The organism is Nocardioides sp. AN3 (genome assembly GCF_054653495.1).
Genome location: NZ_BAAIGC010000015.1, coordinates 107,109 through 125,808 on the forward strand (window position 1 = coordinate 107,109; position 18,700 = coordinate 125,808).

General features: G+C 71.3%; 15 protein-coding genes and 1 riboswitch. Of the genes, 1 reads left to right on the forward strand and 14 read right to left on the reverse strand.

Annotated elements, in window-relative coordinates:
- Positions 1-97: 97 nt before the first annotated feature.
- From folE to dacB, 6 genes are all read right to left on the reverse strand, one after another.
- Entirely contained in the window at positions 98-706 is a 609-nt protein-coding gene (gene folE, locus ACYQ1K_RS17155; RefSeq protein WP_459984334.1) for a GTP cyclohydrolase I FolE, read from the reverse strand.
- Positions 703-2,739 carry an ATP-dependent zinc metalloprotease FtsH gene (gene ftsH, locus ACYQ1K_RS17160; RefSeq protein ID WP_459984335.1) on the reverse strand — a complete coding sequence of 679 codons (2,037 nt, stop codon included), beginning with the start codon at positions 2,737-2,739 and terminating at the stop codon, positions 703-705. The genes folE and ftsH overlap by 4 nt, the downstream gene beginning before the upstream one ends.
- A gap of 149 nt (positions 2,740-2,888) precedes the next feature.
- Complete coding sequence (gene hpt, locus ACYQ1K_RS17165; RefSeq protein ID WP_459984336.1) at positions 2,889-3,440, reverse strand: hypoxanthine phosphoribosyltransferase; 552 nt, start codon at positions 3,438-3,440, stop codon at positions 2,889-2,891.
- A gap of 91 nt (positions 3,441-3,531) precedes the next feature.
- On the reverse strand, positions 3,532-4,506 hold the full coding sequence (tilS, locus tag ACYQ1K_RS17170) for a tRNA lysidine(34) synthetase TilS (RefSeq protein WP_459984337.1): 975 nt from the start codon (positions 4,504-4,506) through the stop codon (positions 3,532-3,534).
- Positions 4,503-5,528, reverse strand: coding sequence for a zinc-dependent metalloprotease (locus tag ACYQ1K_RS17175; RefSeq protein ID WP_459984338.1), 1,026 nt, complete (start codon positions 5,526-5,528; stop codon positions 4,503-4,505). The genes tilS and ACYQ1K_RS17175 overlap by 4 nt, the downstream gene beginning before the upstream one ends.
- Complete coding sequence (gene dacB / locus ACYQ1K_RS17180; RefSeq protein WP_459984339.1) at positions 5,521-6,993, reverse strand: D-alanyl-D-alanine carboxypeptidase/D-alanyl-D-alanine endopeptidase; 1,473 nt, start codon at positions 6,991-6,993, stop codon at positions 5,521-5,523. The genes ACYQ1K_RS17175 and dacB overlap by 8 nt, the downstream gene beginning before the upstream one ends.
- A gap of 111 nt (positions 6,994-7,104) precedes the next feature.
- On the opposite strand from dacB, the gene ACYQ1K_RS17185 reads away from it, so the two are divergent.
- Complete coding sequence (locus tag ACYQ1K_RS17185; RefSeq protein ID WP_459984340.1) at positions 7,105-7,596, forward strand: inorganic diphosphatase; 492 nt, start codon at positions 7,105-7,107, stop codon at positions 7,594-7,596.
- Positions 7,597-7,857: 261 nt separating this feature from the next.
- Here ACYQ1K_RS17185 and ACYQ1K_RS17190 read toward each other — a convergent pair whose 3' ends face one another.
- The 8 genes from ACYQ1K_RS17190 to ACYQ1K_RS17225 all read right to left on the reverse strand — a co-directional run bounded on the left by ACYQ1K_RS17190 (position 7,858) and on the right by ACYQ1K_RS17225 (position 18,523).
- Entirely contained in the window at positions 7,858-8,430 is a 573-nt protein-coding gene (locus ACYQ1K_RS17190; RefSeq protein ID WP_459984341.1) for a hypothetical protein, read from the reverse strand.
- A 150-nt stretch (positions 8,431-8,580) separates the two neighbouring features.
- Positions 8,581-10,692 carry an acyl-CoA dehydrogenase family protein gene (locus ACYQ1K_RS17195; RefSeq protein WP_459984342.1) on the reverse strand — a complete coding sequence of 704 codons (2,112 nt, stop codon included), beginning with the start codon at positions 10,690-10,692 and terminating at the stop codon, positions 8,581-8,583.
- Between the two features lie 59 nt (positions 10,693-10,751).
- The gene (locus ACYQ1K_RS17200; RefSeq protein ID WP_459984343.1) at positions 10,752-12,071 is read right to left on the reverse strand and encodes a C40 family peptidase; all 1,320 of its coding nucleotides are present in this window, start codon (positions 12,069-12,071) and stop codon (positions 10,752-10,754) included.
- An 85-nt stretch (positions 12,072-12,156) separates the two neighbouring features.
- A complete protein-coding gene (locus ACYQ1K_RS17205) occupies positions 12,157-13,206 on the reverse strand; it encodes a phosphatase PAP2 family protein (RefSeq protein ID WP_459984344.1) in 1,050 nt (349 codons plus the stop codon).
- 49 nt (positions 13,207-13,255) lie between these two features.
- On the reverse strand, positions 13,256-14,359 hold the full coding sequence (locus tag ACYQ1K_RS17210; RefSeq protein ID WP_459984345.1) for an ABC transporter ATP-binding protein: 1,104 nt from the start codon (positions 14,357-14,359) through the stop codon (positions 13,256-13,258).
- Positions 14,359-16,011, reverse strand: a complete 1,653-nt coding sequence (locus ACYQ1K_RS17215) for an ABC transporter permease (RefSeq protein WP_459984346.1) — start codon at positions 16,009-16,011, stop codon at positions 14,359-14,361. The genes ACYQ1K_RS17210 and ACYQ1K_RS17215 overlap by 1 nt, the downstream gene beginning before the upstream one ends.
- Positions 16,008-17,078, reverse strand: coding sequence for a thiamine ABC transporter substrate-binding protein (locus ACYQ1K_RS17220; RefSeq protein ID WP_459984347.1), 1,071 nt, complete (start codon positions 17,076-17,078; stop codon positions 16,008-16,010). The genes ACYQ1K_RS17215 and ACYQ1K_RS17220 overlap by 4 nt, the downstream gene beginning before the upstream one ends.
- A riboswitch (TPP riboswitch) is annotated at positions 17,068-17,174 on the reverse strand. (Overlaps the previous gene by 11 nt.)
- 101 nt (positions 17,175-17,275) lie before the next feature.
- On the reverse strand, positions 17,276-18,523 hold the full coding sequence (locus tag ACYQ1K_RS17225) for a ScyD/ScyE family protein (protein ID WP_459984348.1): 1,248 nt from the start codon (positions 18,521-18,523) through the stop codon (positions 17,276-17,278).
- Positions 18,524-18,700: the final 177 nt, after the last annotated feature.

Here is an 18,700-nt window from a genome sequence, read left to right on the forward strand (position 1 = left end):
CCGCTGCATGCTCGTCGAGGTATGCAGCCGAATGCCCACTTCCCGTGCGGAGCTCCGCACGGGAAGTGTCAGCTCGGCTGCCTACCTCGATGGACAGTCAGCGGCGGTGGATGAGCGCCATCGCCTCGGCGCGGGTCGTGGCGTTGGACCGCATCGTGCCGCGGACGGCGGAGGTGATGGTCCGGGCGCCCGCCTTCTTGATGCCGCGCATCGTCATGCACAGGTGCTCGGCCTCGATCACCACGATGACGCCGCGCGCCTCGAGGATCTCCATCAGCGAGTCGGCGATCTGCGTGGTCAGGCGCTCCTGCACCTGCGGCCGCTTGGCGTAGACGTCGACGAGGCGCGCCAGCTTGGACAGCCCCGTGATCTTGCCGGAGTCGGCCGGGATGTAGCCGACGTGCGCGACGCCGGTGAACGGCACGAGGTGGTGCTCGCACATGGACCACAGCTCGATGTCGCGCACGAGGATCATCTCGTCGTGGCCGAGGTCGAAGGTCGTCGTGAGGACGTCCTTCGCCTCCATGCGCAGGCCGGCGGTCAGCTCGGCGTAGGCCCGCGCCACCCGGGCCGGCGTGTCGAGGAGCCCCTCCCGGTTCGGGTCCTCCCCGATCGCGATGAGCAGCTCGCGCACGGCCGCCTCGGCGCGCGCCTGGTCGAACGGGCCGGCCGGCTTGACCTCGCCCAGCGTCACGGGCTCGATCATGCGTGACCCTGCTCGGTGGGTGACGGCGCGGGAGCGGGGGTCGCGGCACCGTTGACGGCACCGTTCGTGCCGCGGACGCCAGCCAGCGTGGCCGCCTGCATCGCTGCCGCCCGGTCGCGGATCCACTGCGGGACCTCGACGGCGGGGATGTCGGACGGGATGCGGGTCGGCGAGCCCGTCCAGGCAGGGCGCTCGGGGCGGCGGCGCAGGGGCTTGAAGATCTCGGCGATCTCCTCCTTGCCCAGCGTCTCCTTGTCGAGCAGCGCGAGGACCAGGGCGTCGAGGACGTCGCGGTTCTCGATCAGGATGTCGTAGGCCTCCTGGTGGGCGTTGGCGAGGAGCTTCTTGATCTCCTCGTCGACGATCCCGGCGATCTCCTCGGAGTAGTTGCGCTGGTGGCCCAGGTCGCGGCCGAGGAACGGCTCGGAGCCGGAGTCGCCGAGCTTGATCGCGCCGAGGCGCTCGGTCATGCCGTACTGCGTGACCATCGCGCGGGCCACGCTGGTGGCCTTCTCGATGTCGTTGCCGGCGCCGGTCGTCGGGTCGTGGAAGACCATCTCCTCGGCCGCCCGGCCGCCGAGCATGTGGGCGAGCTTGTCGAGCATCTCGGAGCGGGTCTGGGAGTACTTGTCCTCGTCGGGCATCACCATCGTGTAGCCCAGCGCCCGCCCGCGCGGCAGGATCGTCACCTTCTGCACCGGGTCGTTGTGCGGCATCGCCGCAGCCACCAGGGCGTGGCCGCCCTCGTGGTAGGCCGTGATGAGCTTCTCCTTGTCGCTCATCAGGCGGGTGCGGCGCTGCGGGCCGGCGATGACGCGGTCGATGGCCTCGTCGAGGTGGCTCTTGGTGATCATCTTCTCGTTGGCGCGAGCCGTGAGCAGCGCGGCCTCGTTGAGCACGTTGGCGAGGTCGGCACCGGTGAAGCCCGGCGTACGCCGTGCCACGGAGATCAGGTCGACGTCGGCCGCCAGCGGCTTGCCGCGCGAGTGGACCTTCAGGATGTGCTCGCGACCGGCGAGGTCGGGAGCGTCGACCTGGATCTGGCGGTCGAAGCGACCCGGACGCAGCAGCGCGGGGTCGAGCACGTCGGGACGGTTCGTGGCCGCGATCAGGATGACCCCGCCGCGCACGTCGAAGCCGTCCATCTCGACGAGCAGCTGGTTGAGGGTCTGCTCGCGCTCGTCGTGACCGCCGCCCATGCCGGCGCCACGGTGGCGGCCGACCGCGTCGATCTCGTCGATGAAGACGATCGCCGGAGCGTTCTCCTTGGCCTGCTCGAACAGGTCACGCACGCGTGAGGCACCCACGCCGACGAACATCTCGACGAAGTCCGAGCCGGAGATCGAGTAGAACGGCACGCCCGCCTCGCCGGCGACGGCGCGAGCGAGCAGGGTCTTGCCGGTGCCGGGCTGGCCGTAGAGCAGGACGCCCTTCGGGATCTTCGCCCCGACCGCCTGGAACTTGGCCGGCTCCTGCAGGAACTCCTTGATCTCCTGGAGCTCCTCGACGGCCTCGTCGGCGCCCGCCACGTCGGCGAATGTCGTCTTCGGCATGTCCTTGGAGATCAGCTTCGCCTTCGACTTGGCGAACTGCATGACCCCTCGACCGCCGCCGCCCTGCACCGAGTTCATGAGGAAGAGGAACAGCACCACGATGAGGACGAACGGCAGGATGAAGCTGATGATCGAGCCCAACAGGCTGGGCTTGGCGACCTCGGAGTTGAACTTCTCGATCGTGCCCTTGTCGACCTGCGTCTGCACGGCGCTGAGCAGGGCCTGCTGACCGCCGTCCACCCAGTGCGTGGTGACCTGGTCGCCGCCTGAGCGCACACCCTTGTCGAGGGTCGCCTTGATCTGCTGGTCCCCGTCGACGAACGTGATCGACTGCACGTCGCCGGCGGTGATGTACTTCATCATCTGGGACGTGGGGATCTCGTCCCCGCCGGTGTGGGGGGCGAGGTACTGCAGGGCGAGGAGCACGCCGACCACGGCGACGACGATCCACAGCCAGGGACCCTTGAAGATGCGCTTCACAGGCTTCTCTCGAACTCGACGAACTCAGGAACCGGGGAGGTTGCCCCTCAGGGGACAACGAACCGGATCACCCGATTGTCCCACGCGACCGAAGTCGGTGTCCTCCCCACGGCGAGGGGCAGCTGCGGCGGGGTCGCCGAGCTCCGCCCTCATGAGTACACGTGGGGGGCAAGCGTGCCGATGTCGCGCAGGTTCCGGTAGCGCTCGCGGTAGTCGAGGCCGTAGCCGACGACGAACTCGTTGGGGATGTCCCAGCCGACGTACTTGACCTCCACTGGCATCTGCTGGGCCTCCGGCTTGCGCAGGAGGGTGGCGATCTCGACGCTCGCCGGGCCGCGGCTGGAGAGGTTGGCCAGGAGCCAGCTGAGCGTGAGGCCGGTGTCGATGATCTCGTCGACGACCAGCACGTGGCGGCCCGCGATGTCGGTGTCGAGGTCCTTCAGGATCCGCACGACTCCGGAGGACTTGGTGCCGGAGCCGTACGACGAGACCGCCATCCAGTCGATCTCGACGTGCCGCCCGAGCGATCGGGCGAGGTCGGCGATCACCATCACCGCCCCGCGCAGCACGCCGACGATGAGGAGGTCCTTGCCCTCGTAGTCCTTCTCGATCTGCTGGGCCAGCTCTGCGATGCGAGCTTGGATCTGCTCTTCGGTGAAGAGGATGTCCACGAGGTCGTCCTTGACGTGCTCAGCGTCCATGGAGGCTCACCCTAACCGGCCCCCACCGGGCTGTGTCGGGCGGCGCCCGCGGAGGGGTCGCAGGGGTGGGCGCAGGGTGGCCGGTGGCCCGCTAGCCGCGGGCCGACTCGATCGAGAGGATCCCGTCACGGCGTACGCCGCGCAGGTGGCCGGGCAGATCGACCCAGCGCTGCCCGTGCCAGTCGGTGACCAGCGCGTCGAGGGCCAGGACGTGCTCGTGGAACAGCTCCGCGGCCGGGGAGCCGGCGGCCAGGGCGACGAGGCGGAGGATGCGGCGGCGCAGGGCGTCCGGCTCGGCGGCGAGCGCGTCGGCCGGCAGCGGCGTGCCGAGCTCGAGCAGCCGCTGATCCGCGAGGTCGTCGAGGAGGTCCATGTCGGCGCGGAGCTGGTCGGCCGTGCGGGCCAGCGCCGCCGCGACGCCGGGGCCGAGCTCCTCCTCGAGCACCGGCAGGACGCGGGTGCGCACCCGGACCCGCGCGTAGCCCGGGTCGCTGTTGTGCGGGTCCTCCCAGTAGTCGATGCCCTCGACCTGGCAGGCGGTGACCGTGTCGTCGCGGGCGACGTCGAGCAGCGGCCGGCGGTAGCGGTCGAAGGCCCGCCGCATGCCCGCGAGCGACCGACCGCCACTGCCCCGGGCCAGCCCCAGCAGCACGGTCTCCGCCTGGTCGTCGCGCGTGTGACCGAGCAGGGTCACGCTCGCACCCAGGTGGTCGCCGACCTGGTCGAGGGCGGCGTACCGGGCCCGACGCGCGGCTGCCTCCGGGCCGAGCCCGCCGGCGTCCTCGACCGTGACGGTCACCGTGAAGGTCTCATCGGCGCCCAGCGCCGCCATCTGCGTCACGGTGCGCTCGGCCTGCGCCCGCGAGCCCTCCTGCAGCCCGTGGTCCACGGTCACCCCGGCGACGCGCAGCCCCGGTCGTCGTGCCTCGAACACCGTCGCGGCCAACAGCGCGAGCGAGTCGGGGCCGCCCGAGCAGGCGACGAGAACGACGTCACCGGGCGCGAGCGGAGCCAGCACCCGTCGTACGCCGAGACGCACCGCCGCGACGGACGGGTGCAGCGTCATAGAACCCGCTTCATCCACGCGTCAGGGTCGTGGATCTCCGCGGTGCTGGGCAGGTTCTCCGGACCCGCGAAGACCGCGTTGAGCTGCTCCATGCCGGCCGTGTCGAGCACGCGCCGCACGAACCTGGCGCCGTCGCGGTACTGCGCCATCTTCGCGTCGAGGCCGAGGAGGCGACGCAGGAGCTTGTCGAGCATGCCGACGCCGCGGCGCCGCTTGTCGAACTTCCGACGGATCGAGTCCACGCTGGGGATCACCTCCGGCCCGACGCCGTCCATCACCACGTCGGCATGGCCCTCGAGCAGCGACATGACGCCGGTGACGCGGTCAAGGATCTCCTTCTGCGCAGGGCTGCTCACCAGGTCGACGAGGCTGCCGGTCTGGCCCGTGCCCTTGATCGCCTCGGTGATCCGCTTGAGGCCGTCGTCGAGGATCGACGAGACGTCCATCGTGTCGGCGAGCGCCGTGATCTGGGCGAAGAGGTGGTCGCGCATCCACGGGTTGGCGGTGAACTGGACGCGGTGGGTCTCCTCGTGCAGGCAGACCCAGAGCCGAAAGTCGCCCGGCACCGCTCCCAGCTCCCGCTCGACGTGCACGATGTTGGGCGCGACGAGGAGCAGGCGACCATAGGGGTCGTGGAACGGGTCGAACTGACCCAGCACCTTCCCGCCCAGGAAGCCGAGCAGGCCGCCGACCTCGACGCCTGTCACCCGCGAGCCGATCGCGATGGCGACGGGGCCCGGCTCACGCTTGCTCGTCACCCGGTCGACGAGCGGCGCCAGCGCGACCGAGAACGCGTCGGCGTTCGCCTGGACCCAGCCCTGACGGTCGACGACGAGCACCGGCGCGGTCCCGTCGGGGGCGGCGAGGCCGGTGTAGTCGCGGACCAGACCGGTCGAGCGCGTCGCGTCCTCGCGCAGCTCGGCGACCACCTCGGCGGCCTCCGCCGAGCTGACTGCCGGTCCGTCTCCTGCGAGTCGCGACCCGATGCGTACGGCGAGGTCCCAGTCGATCACGTCACCCATGTGACGTGACGCTAGCCGACGGCTGGGTGGGCCCAGGGGTGACGGCGCGGGAGCAGTGGCAGCCTGCGAGGGCGGCCGCCGCGTCGTCGAGGGCCTGCCGGGCCGCGAGCGTGTGGGCCGGGCTGACCCGGTCGGTCATCATGACGAACGTCATCACGCCGCCGTCGAGGTCGGTCGCGGTGCCGGCGAGGGCGTTGACGCCCGTCAGGGTCCCCGTCTTGGCGCGGACCAGTCCGAGCGCCGGCGACGACCCGGAGTCCTCGAAGCGGCTGACCAGGCTTCCGGTGAAGCCGGCGACAGGCAGCCCCGCGAGCACCGCGGCCAGCCGGGGCTGCCTCGCGGCCGCCTGGAGGACGCCCGTGAGGGTCGCCGGGGCGATCCGATCGTCGCGGGAGAGTCCGCTGCCGTCGTAGAGCCGGAGGCCTGCGGTGGGGACGCCCAGCTTGGTCAAAGTCGCCAGCACGCCCGCGACGCCGCCGTCGAAGGTGCCCGACCCGCTCAGCTTCGCTCCGACGTGGTGCGCCAGGACCTCGGCTGCGTCGTTGTCGCTGGTCTCGAGCGTGTGCTGGACGATCTCACGCAGCGGGGCGCTGGTGACCTGCGCGACGGTGCTGCCGCTGCCGGCCGCCCGGCCGACCTTCCGACGCACCTTGATCCCGGCTGCCCGCAGGTCGCCGGCGAAGAGGTCGGCCGCGGCTTGAGACGGGTCGACCTCGCGGCGCCCGGTCGCGTCGTTGCCCTGGTCCGCCCACAGGGCGGTGATGGGCGCCACCACGTCGTCGGGCACGTAGTTCGCCGGCCAGTGCGGGCTCGTCGTCGGCGACCCGAACAGCGAGTCGTCGAAGCCCAGCCGCACCCGCACCACGTCGGCCCGGCGCAGGGCTGCCGCCGTGCTCGCCGCGAGGGTGCGCAGGTCGGCCCGGGGCGGGTACTGACCCTTGGCCGGCTTCGACCCGAGCAGCGGGTCGCCGCCGCCGACGAGGACGATGCGCCCGGCGGCCGGCTGGACGACCGTCGTCGTGAACGTCGCCTCGGGGCCGAGGACCTCGAGCGCCGCGGCGGCCGTGAGCAGCTTCGTCGTCGAGGCCGGCACGGCTGAGCCGCGGCCCGTCGCGAAGACCGGCACCCCGCCGTCGAGGGGCGCGACCTCGGCCAGCACGTGCCGCCCCAGGTCGGCGTCGCGCAGCGGCTCGGCGAGGGCAGCGCGCACCTTCGCCGGATCCAGCGCTGCCGTGCTCACGGCCACGGCCGCCGCCGACGGGCTCGGCACCGCGGACTGCCACGGCTCCGGCTCGGGCTGCGGTGCCGGGGCGGCCGCCGGAGTCCGGTCCAGCCACTCCTCGACCCACCCCAGCTCGTACGCCGTCGCCGCGGCCGCCACGACCAGCGCGAAGGTGAGCAGGCTCGCGATCCAGCGGGTCATCCGATGGGCGACGCGTCGCGCGTGACCTCGGTCACGTCCCACCGGTCATCCCCGTCCTCGAATCGCGCACCGACACATTGTCGTGGAGACTGATCGGCGAATCACGTCAAGGGTGCGGCCGGTCGACGGCCGCGGGAAAAGCGGAGGCGAGTCGTGACGCTGGAGTTCGACGTACTGGTGGAGATCCCCAAGGGCGAGCGCAACAAGTACGAGGTCGACCACGAGACGGGCCGGATCCGCCTGGACCGCACGCTGTTCACCTCGACGGTCTACCCGGCCGACTACGGCTACATCGAGCACACCCTCGGCCAGGACGGCGACCCCCTCGACGCCCTCGTGCTGCTGCCCATCCCGACCTTCCCCGGCTGCCTCATCAAGTGCCGCGCCATCGGGATGTTCCGGATGACCGACGAGAAGGGCGGCGACGACAAGGTCCTCTGCGTCCCCGTCGACCCGCGCAACGAGGGCATCCAGGACATCGGCGACGTCGACTCGCACGACCTCATGGAGATCCAGCACTTCTTCGAGGTCTACAAGGACCTCGAGCCCGGCAAGTCCGTCGAAGGCGCCGACTGGGTCGGACGCGACGCCGCCATCGCCGAGATCCAGGACTCCTTCAAGCGTTTTGAGAACGAGAGTCACTGAGTCTGATTGCGCTCGCTCCGCTCGCGCGGCTGCGGCGCTCGTAACCCCGGTCTTCCCTCCGTCCGCTCGGTCGTTCCTCCCTCGCTCCCGTCAGTCCAGACCGGGGCGCGCCGCAGCGGCGTTGGTGGATGTTCGGGGCGTCTTGGGCGAGTAGGCGCGCGGGGTTTCTGACTGTTCGTCGAGGTATGCAGCCGAGCACTCACTCCCCGTGCGGAACTCCGCGCGGGGAGTGGCCATTTCCCTGCATCCCTCGACGAGCAGTCAGTGGCCGGACGCGTCCCCTAGCCAGGTGGTGAGGGCGTCGCGGATCTGGGCGCGGTAGGCGAGCGTTCGCTCCTTGTCGCCCTTGACGACCAGGGAGTGGTCGGCGTCGGGGAGCTCGAGGACGTCGGCGCGCGTCCTCGCTGCCGCGGCGGGGACCCACGCCTCGTCGGCGGTGCCGCCGACGAGGAGCTGCCGGGCCCTGTTGCGGCGGATGCCCTTGCGGACGCGGCGGTCGCCGAGCAGGGGCGTGAGCCAGACGGAGTCGAGTCGCTCGCGTGCGGCGTACGGCGCTGCGAAGGTGCCGAGCGACTTGCCGATCAGCAGCGGACGCTCGGCCCACCCGGCGGCCGCCGTACGCGCTTCGTCGGCGACCCAGCCGGCGGTGCGCCGCTGGGTGAGTCCGTCGGGTGCGGTCCACCACACCTCGCGCACCGCCCAGCCGTCCTGCAGGAGCACGTCGACGACGGCCGCGAGCAACGGCATCGCCGGCGTGTAGGCCCGGCCCGGCAGCAGCACCGCTCGGCCCACCTCCGGGACTCCCGGGAGGCGGTCGCAGTGCTCAGTCACCATGGACTGCCCAGCCTACGCACGCCGAGCGGACGCAGATGCCCGCGCGGAACCCGCCGAGTGGACGCAGATGCCCGCGCCACGTGGGCATCTGCGTCCGCTCGCCTGGGCTGACGTGGGCATCTGCGTCTGCTCGGCGCATGTTGGGGCTGCTCATCCGAGAAGGTCCTCGGCGCGAAGGAGCTCACGGGGAATGCCGAAGGCGTCGACGAGCTGCTGCGCGAGAGGACGGACCTCGCGGCACAGCGCGTTGACCTGGGCGGTGATCGCCTTGGACCGCGCCGAGGAGAGGCGGCCGTGCTCCATGAACCACGCTCGGTCCGACTCGATGACGCTCAGGGCGTGCAGATCGCGCAGCAGGACGAGTGCCGCACGGACCGGACCCGCGGGGGTCGCGGCGACCTTCACGGCGAACGCCTCCAGCACCAGCCGCTCGACGTGCGCCCGGGCAGCGGCGATGACGTGGTCCTGGACCGACGAGAAGACCGCACCCGGGTTGCCGCCCTTGTCCACGCCTGCCTTCAGCCGCCGGGCGACGCCGCTGAGGAGGTGCTCCTCGCGGAAGGACAGCATCGCGAGGTGGTAGTCGGGATCGCGGATCTCGATGCGCTCGCTCGCTGCTCGATCACCTTGAGCATCATCCGTGTCGGACCCGCCGCCCGGCAGCAGGTCCCGCACCCGCTCGAGCAGCTTGTGCACCGCGGTCCGCTCGATGACGGTGTCGACCGCGAGTCCGGCGACGAAGCGGACCATCCCGAGCTGGTTCATGTCCTCGAACTCGCCGGCGTAGTCGGTGAGCAGGCCCTTCGCGACGAGCTGCAGCAGCACGTGGTTGTCGCCCTCGAAGGTCGTGAACACATCGGTGTCCGCCTTCAAGGCCGCGAATCGGTTGGCGGCGAGGTAGCCCGCGCCGCCGCACGCCTCCCGGCACTCCTGGATGGTCCGGGTCGCGTGCCAGGTGGCGAGCGCCTTCGTCCCGGCGGCGCGCGACTCCAGGGTGCGGCGGGCGAGCTCGTCTGCAGCGGCGTCAGCGGTGTCAGCGGTGCCATCGACGTCCGCCGACAGCGCACCGGAGAAGACCGCGTGCAGGTCATTGCGCAGCACCTCCTGCGCGAAGTGGAGCGCATACGTCCGCGCCAGCAGCGGCAGCAGCCGACGTTGGTGCATGCCGTAGTCGAGCAGCAGCTGCTCGCTCTCGGGGTCGGTGGCCTCGAACTGACGACGGCGACCGGCGTACGTCACCGCGATCGCGAGCGCGACCTTGGCTGTGGTGATCGCGGCACCGCCGACGCTGACCCGTCCCTGGACGAGGGTCCCCAGCATGGTGAAGAACCGGCGGCTCTGGCTCTCGATCGGGCTGCTGTAGACGCCCTCGGGCGACACGTCGGCGAACCGGTTCAGCAGGGCCTCCCGCGGCACGCGCACGCCGTCGAACCAGAGGCGACCGTTGTCGACACCGTTGAGGCCCATCTTGGGGCCGTCGTCACCGATGCGTACGCCGGGCACGGGCTCGCCGTCGTGACGGATCGGCACCACGAACGCGTGCACCCCGTGTCGCTCCGCACCGTGCTCGCCGGCCCCGTGCTCGCCAGCCCCGCGCTCGCCGGCCCCGGGCTCGCCTGGCACCTCGAGCTGGGCGAAGACGACCGCCAGCTCGGCATGGCGGGCGGCGTTGCCGATGTAGTCCTTGTAGGCGTCCTCGCGGGTCGTCGTGATGACGAACTCCTGCGTCCCAGGGTCGTAGCGGGCGACGGTGGCGAGCGCGGCCACGTTGGAGCCGTGGGCGTGCTCGGTCATCGCGAAGCAGCCGAGCCTCCTGCCCGCGACGACGTCGGCGAGGTAGGCGTCGTGGTGCCGCTTCGTGCCGAGCTGGAGGATCGCACCGCCGAAGAGACCGAACTGCACGCCCGACTTCACGAGCACGGACAGGTCGCCGTGTGCAAGGGCCTCGAACGCGGCGATGCTCGCGCCGACGTCGCCTCCCCCGCCGTACTCCTCGGGGAAGCCCAAGCCCGTCAGGCCGCTGGCCGCGAGCTCGGCCAGCAGGTCGCGGACCCGCTCACGGAAGTCGGCGTGCGACATCGTCTCGGCGTCCTGAAGCACGGACGCGTGCGGCACCAGGCCGCTGATGACCTGGCGCCGGACATCGGCGTAGGCGCCGTCGAGCAGGTCCCGCATCCCCGCGACGAGGTCGCCGCCGGCATCCTGCACCCCCGCCGGCACCGGCTCCGTCAGGCTGGGCTCATCCTTGGGCTGCGCCACCATGGCGCCACGGTAGCCAGGCCGCTCCCGCACCGAACATGACCTCCATCACGGGTGCCCCGTCACGGGCGTGCGTAGAAGCTGGGGGCGGTCCAGTAGTACATCGACGCCTCCTGGACGGGCTCACCGGTGCGTGGCGCATGGAGGATGCGGCCGTCGCCGATATAGAGCGCGACATGGAAGATCGAGCTCGGGCTGGCGGAGTCGGCCCAGAACACCAGGTCGCCAGGGCGCAACTGGCTCGCGCTGATCGGCGTGGACTGCTCGTACTGCGCGACGGAGTAGTGCGGCAGCGACTTCCCGCCGGCCTCCCATGCCTTCATCGTCAGCCCCGAGCAGTCCCAGCTGTCCGGTCCTGCCGCTCCCCAGACGTACGGCTCTCCGACCTGGGCCCGTGCGAAGGCGATCGCCGCCGAGGCACCACCCGCCGGGGCGGGCGGATCGGGATCGGGCTGCGGTGCCGGCGCCGGGTCGGACGCCGTCGGGTCGGAGGTCGGCTCGGGCGTCGGATCCGGCTCGGGGGTCGGCTTGGCAGCGCTCGGCGCCGACTGGGCTGCGGAGGCGGCAGTCCCCGCGACATGCTCAAGCGCGGCATGCTCGAGCGCGGCATGCTCCAGCGCGGCATGCTCCAGCGCCCGCTGCCGCGCGGCGGCCGTCGCCACGCTGATGTGCTGCAGGCGCGCCAGCCTGCGGACGAGCACGGCCCTCTCCTGGGTGATCGCCGTGGCCTCGGCCGCGGCGGCGTCGGCGCTGCGCTGCGCCACCGCACGGGCGGTGGCGGCCTCGTCGCGGGCGCTCTGGGCGTCTCGATCCGCCGCGCGGGCTTGGCCGTCGGCGGCCTTGGCGAGGGCGGACGCGGCCAGGAACCGCTGGTACTGCAGGTCCAGCGCGGTCTGCGCGTTGTCGATGGTCGAGACGCGCTCCATCAGCGCGTCGATGCCGTCGGCCCTGCCCAGAGCCGACAAGGCGGTCAGCTGCGGCGCCATCTGTGAGCTGGCGAGCACGGTCGAGGCGTACGCCGACCGCCGGCGCTCGAGGTCCGCACGCGCGACTGTGGCCCGTCGCGCTGCACGTCGAGCCACCTGTCCGGCCTGCGCAGCGCGGTAGCGCGCGCCGTTGAACGCCTCCTCCGCCTGCTCGGCGGCGATCGCGCTGCGGCGCAGCCGCTCGTTGGCGGCGGCGAGGGCGGCTTGGACGCCGGCGACGTCGCCGGCCGCGGCCGCTACCGCGCGGCGGGCGTCCCGCACGTCGTGTGCCGACGGTGGCGGGGTCGGGTCGGCGGAGGCTGCCACGACGGTGCAGGAGACGCCGAGAACCGTGGCCGAGAGGGCGCCGCAGAGCGCGGCCGAGAGGCCGGTGACAGGAGTGGCGAGTCGAAGCACTCGCCTCACGCTAATGCTCAGCAGTCACAGAAGAAACAGAAGACCCAAAATTTCCAGATCTCGCCGGCGTGTCGTGTTGACGAAACTACACAGTTGTCGTTTGCGCCTCGCGCGCCGCTTGCGCCGCCTGGCGTCGCACGAACCCCTTCCGGCGGAACTGCTGCTTGCTCGCGATGCCGGCCAGGTAGAACGCGGTCAGCGCGATCATGACGCCTGCGACGTCGTCGGAGACGTAGTGCCACCCGAAGTAGAGCGTCGCCACGCAGGTGCAGCTGAAGTTGACCCAGAAGACGACGCGGAGCCACTTCATCGCGACCGTGTACTGCACCATCAGGGCCGTCAGGAGCGTGATCGCGACATGCAGTGACGCGAAGCCCGCCACCGTCTGGGCAGCCTTCGCCTGAGCGTCCCACAACGCGTTGTGCCTCGCATTGACGAGCGAGTCCATGAGCGCGGTGGTCGGCGTGTGGGTCAGCGGCGCGTAGACGAAGGGATACTGCAGCCCGGGCCCGACCGTGGGCAGCGCGTAGTAGGAGATCGTGCCGAGCGTCCACGCGAGCGCCTGCGCGCACACGAACCAGTAGCCGTAGGAGAGGTCCTTGGACCACACCAGCCAGCAGGTCACCGCGATCGGCACCAGCGGCAGGAACCACAGGTAGATGTAGGACAGGAACCACGCCGCCGCATGCGTCCCGAGTGCGGCCTGCAGCACCGCACCCGGCTCATGACCGAAGAAGAGCGCCTTGTCGATGAGGTGCAGCTCGTGGTCGTACTGCGCATGGATGAGCGCCGGCAGCGCCGACTTCAGGTTCCGGTAGCTCACGTAGACGACGTAGAAGCCCACGACGCCGAGCGCCACCAGGGTCAGCCGCTCACGGTTCCAGTGCGTGCGCAGACGACGGGCGGCGATGGACTGCCACAGTGTCGGCTTGAACCGTGACTCCCACAACGTCCGGGGCACGAGGTCGAGCGCGAGGGCGGCCAGCAGGAGCAGGGGCAGCCGCATCCAGGTCGGGCCGAGGAAGCTCCCGTCAGGGTCGATGAGCCTCTTGCCGGTGACGATCGAGACGATGATGGCAGCGATCCCGATCAGCACGGCGTTGGCCACGAGCGTGATCTGGGCGCGGCGATGCATGCGGCAAAGTTTAGGACCCGCGACAGGCCGCCCTCTCATCCAGGCGGCCTCAGCCAGGCGGCAGCAGCGCCAGCCGGGTGGAGTCGAGGCGAAGGCGCACCCGCTCCCCCGGCCCCGGGTGTCGATCGAGCGGGGCCACGGCGTCGAGCGTCCCGATGCCGTCCGCCGTGACGACGAGGCGCACGGCCTCCGGCGTCGCGCGGGCGGACACGACGGACGCCGGGATCGCGCCGTTGGGGTCGAGCACCAGAGCGGAGCGGCGTACGGCGACCCGCGCCGCCCCGGCGTCCGCGGCCGCGGCCGCGTCCTGCCTACTGACACCGTCGAGGAGCCGACGCGCCGGCTCCCCGTCCAGCACGTGGGCATAGCCGAGGAACAGGGCGGTCTCCGCGTCGGCCGGCGCGGCCCAGACGTCGGCCGCTGCCCCCTCCTGCACCAGCCGGCCCCCACGCAGGACCGCGAGGCGGTCCGCGACGGCGAACGCCTCCTCCTGGTCGTGGGTCACGAGGAGCGCCGTGGTGCCGGCCTCGCGGAGGATGTGGCGCAGATCGGCAGCCAGGCGCTCCCGCAGCCCGGCGTCCAGCGCCGAGAGCGGCTCGTCGAGCAGGAGCAGCCGCGGCTCCACCGCGAGCGCTCGGGCCAGTGCGACACGCTGACGCTCACCGCCCGACAACGTGCTGGGCGAGCGGTCGCCGTACCCGCCCAGCCCGACCAGCTCGAGCAGCTCCGCCACGCGCGCAGCGCGGCCGCCCGTGCGGCGGAGCCGCTCTCCCTGACCGCGGCGGAGCCGATCTCCCTGACCGGGGCGGAGCCGCTCTCCCTGACCGCGGCGCAGCCGCTCTCCCTGACCGCGGCGGAGCCGCAGCGGGTACTCCACATTGCGCCCCACCGAGAGGTGCTCGAAGAGCTGTCCGTCCTGGAACAGGAGGGCGAAGCCGCGCTTGTGGGTCGGGACGCCGGCCATCGACCGCCCGTCCCAGGCGATCGTTCCGCGCGCCGGCTCGAGGCCTGCGATGGCGCGCAACAGCGTCGACTTCCCCGAGCCGGACGGCCCCAGCACGGCGAGCACGTGCCCGTCGGCCAGGTCGAAGCTCACGTCGTGGACGGTCTCGTGGCCGTCGTAGGAGACCGAGACGTGGTCGAGCGACAGCATCAGAACGCACCGATCGACGGCACACGCAGACGCTCGACGAGGAGCATGATGGCCGCCGTCGCGGCCGCGAGGACCACCGACGCCGCCAGCGCCATGCCGTAGTTCATCGCGCCCGGGTGGCCGATGAGCCGGAAGATCACCACGGGCAGGGTCGGGCTCTCGTCACGGACGAGGAAGCTGGTGGCGCCGAACTCGCCCAGCGACACGGTGAAGGCGAAGCCGGCGGCCGCGAGAAGCGGCTTCCACACCACCGGCAGGTCCACGGTGGCGAACTGGCGCAGCGGTCCGGCGCCGAGCGAGGCCGCTGCTTGACGCAGCCGGTCGTCGACGCCGCCGAGCACCGGGACCAGGATGCGCACCACGAGGGGAAGCGCCACCAGCGCCTGCGCGATCGGGACGAGCAGCGGACTCTCCCGGAAGGAGCCCAGTGTCAGCAGGAGCCCGAACCCGAGGGTGACGGCCGAGACGCCCAGGGGCAGCATGAAGAACCCGTCGAGCACGACACGGGCCCGACGCTCCATGCGTCCGTGCGAGCGTCGCGTGACCACGACGGAGACCAGCCCGCCGAGCAGCAGCGCCATCCAGGTGGCGTCCACCGCCGTCCGCAGGCTCGTCACGAGCGCCGTGGTCACCGGGACGAGAAGGGCGGTGCCGGGGGTGCCGAGCGCGCGGTAGTTCGCGAGGGTCCAGCCGCCGTCAGTGCGGAGGCTGCCGACCACGAGGGTCAGCAGCGGTGCCGCGACGAGGGCGAGCAGCACGGCGGTCACGAGGAGAACCGGCACGTCGGCCCGGCGGGGACGCTGGGGTCGCGGCACGGTGCGGCGGACGGCCGTCGAGACCCGCAGGCGTGCCGCGAACGCCAGGAGGACGGTGACGACGACCAACTGCAGGATCGAGAGCGCCGCGGCCGCCTGCAGGTCGAGGAGGTTGGTCGTGAGCAGGTAGATCTCGGTCTCGACGCTGGAGTAGCGCAGGCCGCCCATCGTCAGCACCACGCCGAATGCGGTGGCGCAGAACAGGAACACCACCGTCGCGGAGCTGACGATCGCCGGTCTCAGCGCCGGCAGTGTGACCGTGCGTAAGACGACCACGGGGCCGGCTCCGAGGGCCGCCGCAGCCTCTGCGGCACGCCGGTCGAGCGACTCCCATGCGGCGCCCACGGTGCGGATGACGACCGCGACGTTGAAGAAGACCAGTCCGGCGACGATCCCGGCCGCGGTCCCGTCCAGGCCGAGGAAGCCGAGGGGGCCCGCCTCGCCGAGCAGCTGGCGGAAGGCGACCCCGACGACCACCGTCGGCAGCACGAAGGGCACGAGGAGCGCGGCGCGGACCACCGGCCGGCCGGGCCAGGTGAGCCGGTGCAGTGCGTACGCCGCGGGCAGACCCAGGACCACGCTCAGCGCCGTCGCCACCGTCGCGGACCAGACGGTGAACCACAGCACCCGATGGACCCGGGGTCGACCGAGCACCTCGAGGACCGGTCCGATCCCGTCGGAGAACCCCCGAGAGACCATCCCCCAGACCGGCAGCACGAAGAACAACGCCAGCACTGCGACCGGTGGCGCCGCCAGCGCGAGCAGCGCGAGAGCCCGGCGGAGCGAGCCTCGATACGCTCGCTGGCGCTCGCTACTCGACCGGCGGACGGGCGTCACTGGGAGACCAGGTCGCTCCAGGTGCGGAGCCACTCGTCACGATGAGCGTTGATGTCCTGCGGCGAGACCGTCAGCGGCTTGGTGGGCTGCACGGCGAACTTCGCCCACTCGGCCGGCAGCGGGGTGCCGTGGGCGACGGGGAAGACATACATCGCGTCGGGAAGCGCCTTCTGGACCTCCGGGCTGAGGAGGAAGTCGACGAAGGCCTCGGCCCCCTTCGGGTTCTTCGCCTTCGCCAGCACGCCGGCGTACTCGACCTGGGTGAAGCACGTGCCCAGCAGCGCCTGGGTGCTCGACACGCCACCCTTGACGGTGAAGGCCGGGGAGGAGTCATAGGACAGCACGATCGGCCTCTTGCCGTGGCCACCGCCCTGGGTGAAGTCGACGGTGTAGGCGTCCTCCCATCCGTCGTCGACCTTGGTGCCGTTGCTCAGCAGCTTCTTCCAGTAGGCGGGCCAGGCGTCGCCGTACGTCGCGATCGTCGTCAGCAGGAACGCCAGTCCCGGCGAGGACGTGGTGGCGCCGGGCGTCACGAACAGACCCTTGTACGCCGGCTTCGTCAGGTCGTCCAGCGTGGCGGGCGGCGCTTGGTGGTGGGCCTGGAACCAGGTTGTGTCGACGTTGACGCACACGTTGCCGTTGTCGACCGGGGTCAGCTTCTTGCCGCCGTCGCCCGGGAGATCGAACGTGGCGGCGCCGGCCGGCAGGTCGCGCGGCGTGTAGTCGGCGAAGACGCCCGCGTCGAGAGCCCGCGAGGCGAACGTGTTGTCCACACCGAAGGACACGTCGCCCGTCGGGTCGTCCTTGGTGAGGACCAGCTTGTTGGTGAGGGCGCCGGCGTCTCCGCTCTGCCTCACCACGAGCTTGTAGCCGGACGTCTTCTCGAACTGCGCCTTCAGCTCCTGGGGGAGCGTGAAGGAGTCGTGGGTGACGAGGACGACGTCGCTCGGCGCCTCGGCGCCCTTGGACCCCTTCGACGCCGTGTTGTCGCTCCCGCTGCCGCTGAGCGAGCAGCCCGTGAGAGCGAGCGCGGTGGTGACGGTGATGACGAGCGCGCGGATGCGCATCGTGACTCCCTTCGCCGGTGCTAACCGGATCAGGTTCGGAGGGTCTGCGGTGGCCCGCACTCTCAGCCCGATGGTCGGGCTCCCCTGTCTGAACGAGCGTCAAGTCTAGCGCTGCCGATGGCGTGATCCGCGTGGGGGCCGACGTAGACGACCAGCGCCGGCCACCCCGAGGCGGCCGGCGCTGAGGGGACAGCTCGTCACTTGCCGATGCGCGCCACTCCGCCCGCCTTACCGGGAGCTGAGGAGCCGGTCGTGACGTACATGGCGCCGTCAGGACCCTGGGCGATCATTCCCGGCAGCAGCAGGCTCCCGAAGCCGATCCGCTTGTGCGAGCTCGGGTGGCGGAACGGGATCTTCACGACGTCACCGGGGACCGGTGCCTGGAGACCGCCCTGGAACATCTCGGTCGCCCAGAAGTTGCCGGAGCGGTCGAAGGTGCAGCCCGTGACGGTGGTCAGGCCGGACGTCCACAGCTGGGGGGCCGTCGGGTAGTTCGCGTTCGGGTTCACCCGCCACACGTCGGACTGGTCGCCGTTCACCGTGCCGAAGATGTTCGCCACCAGGTGCAGCGTGCCGACGTACAGCCAGCCGTCCGGGCCCTGCGCGATGCAGGTCGGCGTGGCGTCGCGGAACGGCGCGGCCGTCTCGTTCGGGATGTAGGCGATGATCCGGGCGGTGCCGTCACGCATGATCTCGGAGATCGTGTTGGCGCCGGCATCGGCGACGAACGTGCGGGGCCGTCCGCTGCGGTGGTCCTGGGTGACGAGCACGCCGAAGGGGTTGGAGTCCGGGAAGTCACTGGGGAACAGGCTCTTGTTGTCGTTCGTCCAGTTGTACATCTGGGTCCCGACGTCTGCCTTGTCCGTCGCCGCACCCGTCTTGCCGTCGAGGCGGAAGAGGTGACCGGCCTGCGGAGCGTTGACCTTGCCATCGGAAGACGCGAGGACGCCGGGCGTCGACTCCGACATGATCATCGTCACCTGGCAGGCCTTCCGGTGGCTGCGGTGCCACGCGGCCCTGCCGAGGTCGTGACCGTGGTGATGCCTGCCGCGGTAGCCGCAGGCGCTGGTGGTCGAGCTGAGGCCCTCGGGGCCGAGCACGTCCGGAGGCTGGCTCGGGTCCTCGCTGGCGTAGACGGAGTCGAACGACGTCGACCAGCTGGGTGTCGTCCTGCCCCAGCGGTACTTGCTGACCATGCCGGTGTGCGTCAGGCCGGCGGGGCCTTCGCCCGCCACCCCGGACTCGGCGACATACATGCTGCCTTGGCCGTCGAACGCGATGCCTCGTGGCGCGGCGAGTCCGGTCAGCACCGTGGTGATGGAGACCGAGTGACCGTGATGTCCGGTGTGAGCGGCGGCTGTTCCTGTGCCCACGAACGGAGCGACGGCGATCGCAGCCGTCGTTGCGGCGAGAAGCATTCTGTTGCGGGTGCTTCTGATCATCATGAGACCTCCCACTTGCCGATTGTCAGAGTGAGAGTGCGCTGGAGACGGTCCCCCTCGCCGACAGCGGACCCGCGGGCCACACTTCACCCGCCCGCTGCGTGAGCGGAACCCCCCTCAGCGGGATATACCTCAATTTGGCCTTGTCCGGTCACACCAAGAGGGCCCGAAATGCCGGCT

Bases quoted from the DNA above. Each gene is read 5' to 3' on its own strand.
- ACYQ1K_RS17210 (WP_459984345.1), bottom strand. From the start codon at position 14,359: ATGCTGTCGCTCGACCACGTCTCGGTCTCCTACGACGGCCACGAGACC.
- ACYQ1K_RS17175 (WP_459984338.1), bottom strand. From the start codon at position 5,528: ATGGGTGACGTGATCGACTGGGACCTCGCCGTACGCATCGGGTCGCGA.
- ACYQ1K_RS17205 (WP_459984344.1), bottom strand. From the start codon at position 13,206: ATGCATCGCCGCGCCCAGATCACGCTCGTGGCCAACGCCGTGCTGATC.
- ACYQ1K_RS17225 (WP_459984348.1), bottom strand. From the start codon at position 18,523: ATGATGATCAGAAGCACCCGCAACAGAATGCTTCTCGCCGCAACGACG.
- hpt (WP_459984336.1), bottom strand. From the start codon at position 3,440: ATGGACGCTGAGCACGTCAAGGACGACCTCGTGGACATCCTCTTCACC.
- tilS (WP_459984337.1), bottom strand. From the start codon at position 4,506: ATGACGCTGCACCCGTCCGTCGCGGCGGTGCGTCTCGGCGTACGACGG.
- ACYQ1K_RS17195 (WP_459984342.1), bottom strand. From the start codon at position 10,692: ATGGTGGCGCAGCCCAAGGATGAGCCCAGCCTGACGGAGCCGGTGCCG.
- ACYQ1K_RS17190 (WP_459984341.1), bottom strand. From the start codon at position 8,430: ATGGTGACTGAGCACTGCGACCGCCTCCCGGGAGTCCCGGAGGTGGGC.
- folE (WP_459984334.1), bottom strand. From the start codon at position 706: ATGATCGAGCCCGTGACGCTGGGCGAGGTCAAGCCGGCCGGCCCGTTC.
- ACYQ1K_RS17220 (WP_459984347.1), bottom strand. From the start codon at position 17,078: ATGCGCATCCGCGCGCTCGTCATCACCGTCACCACCGCGCTCGCTCTC.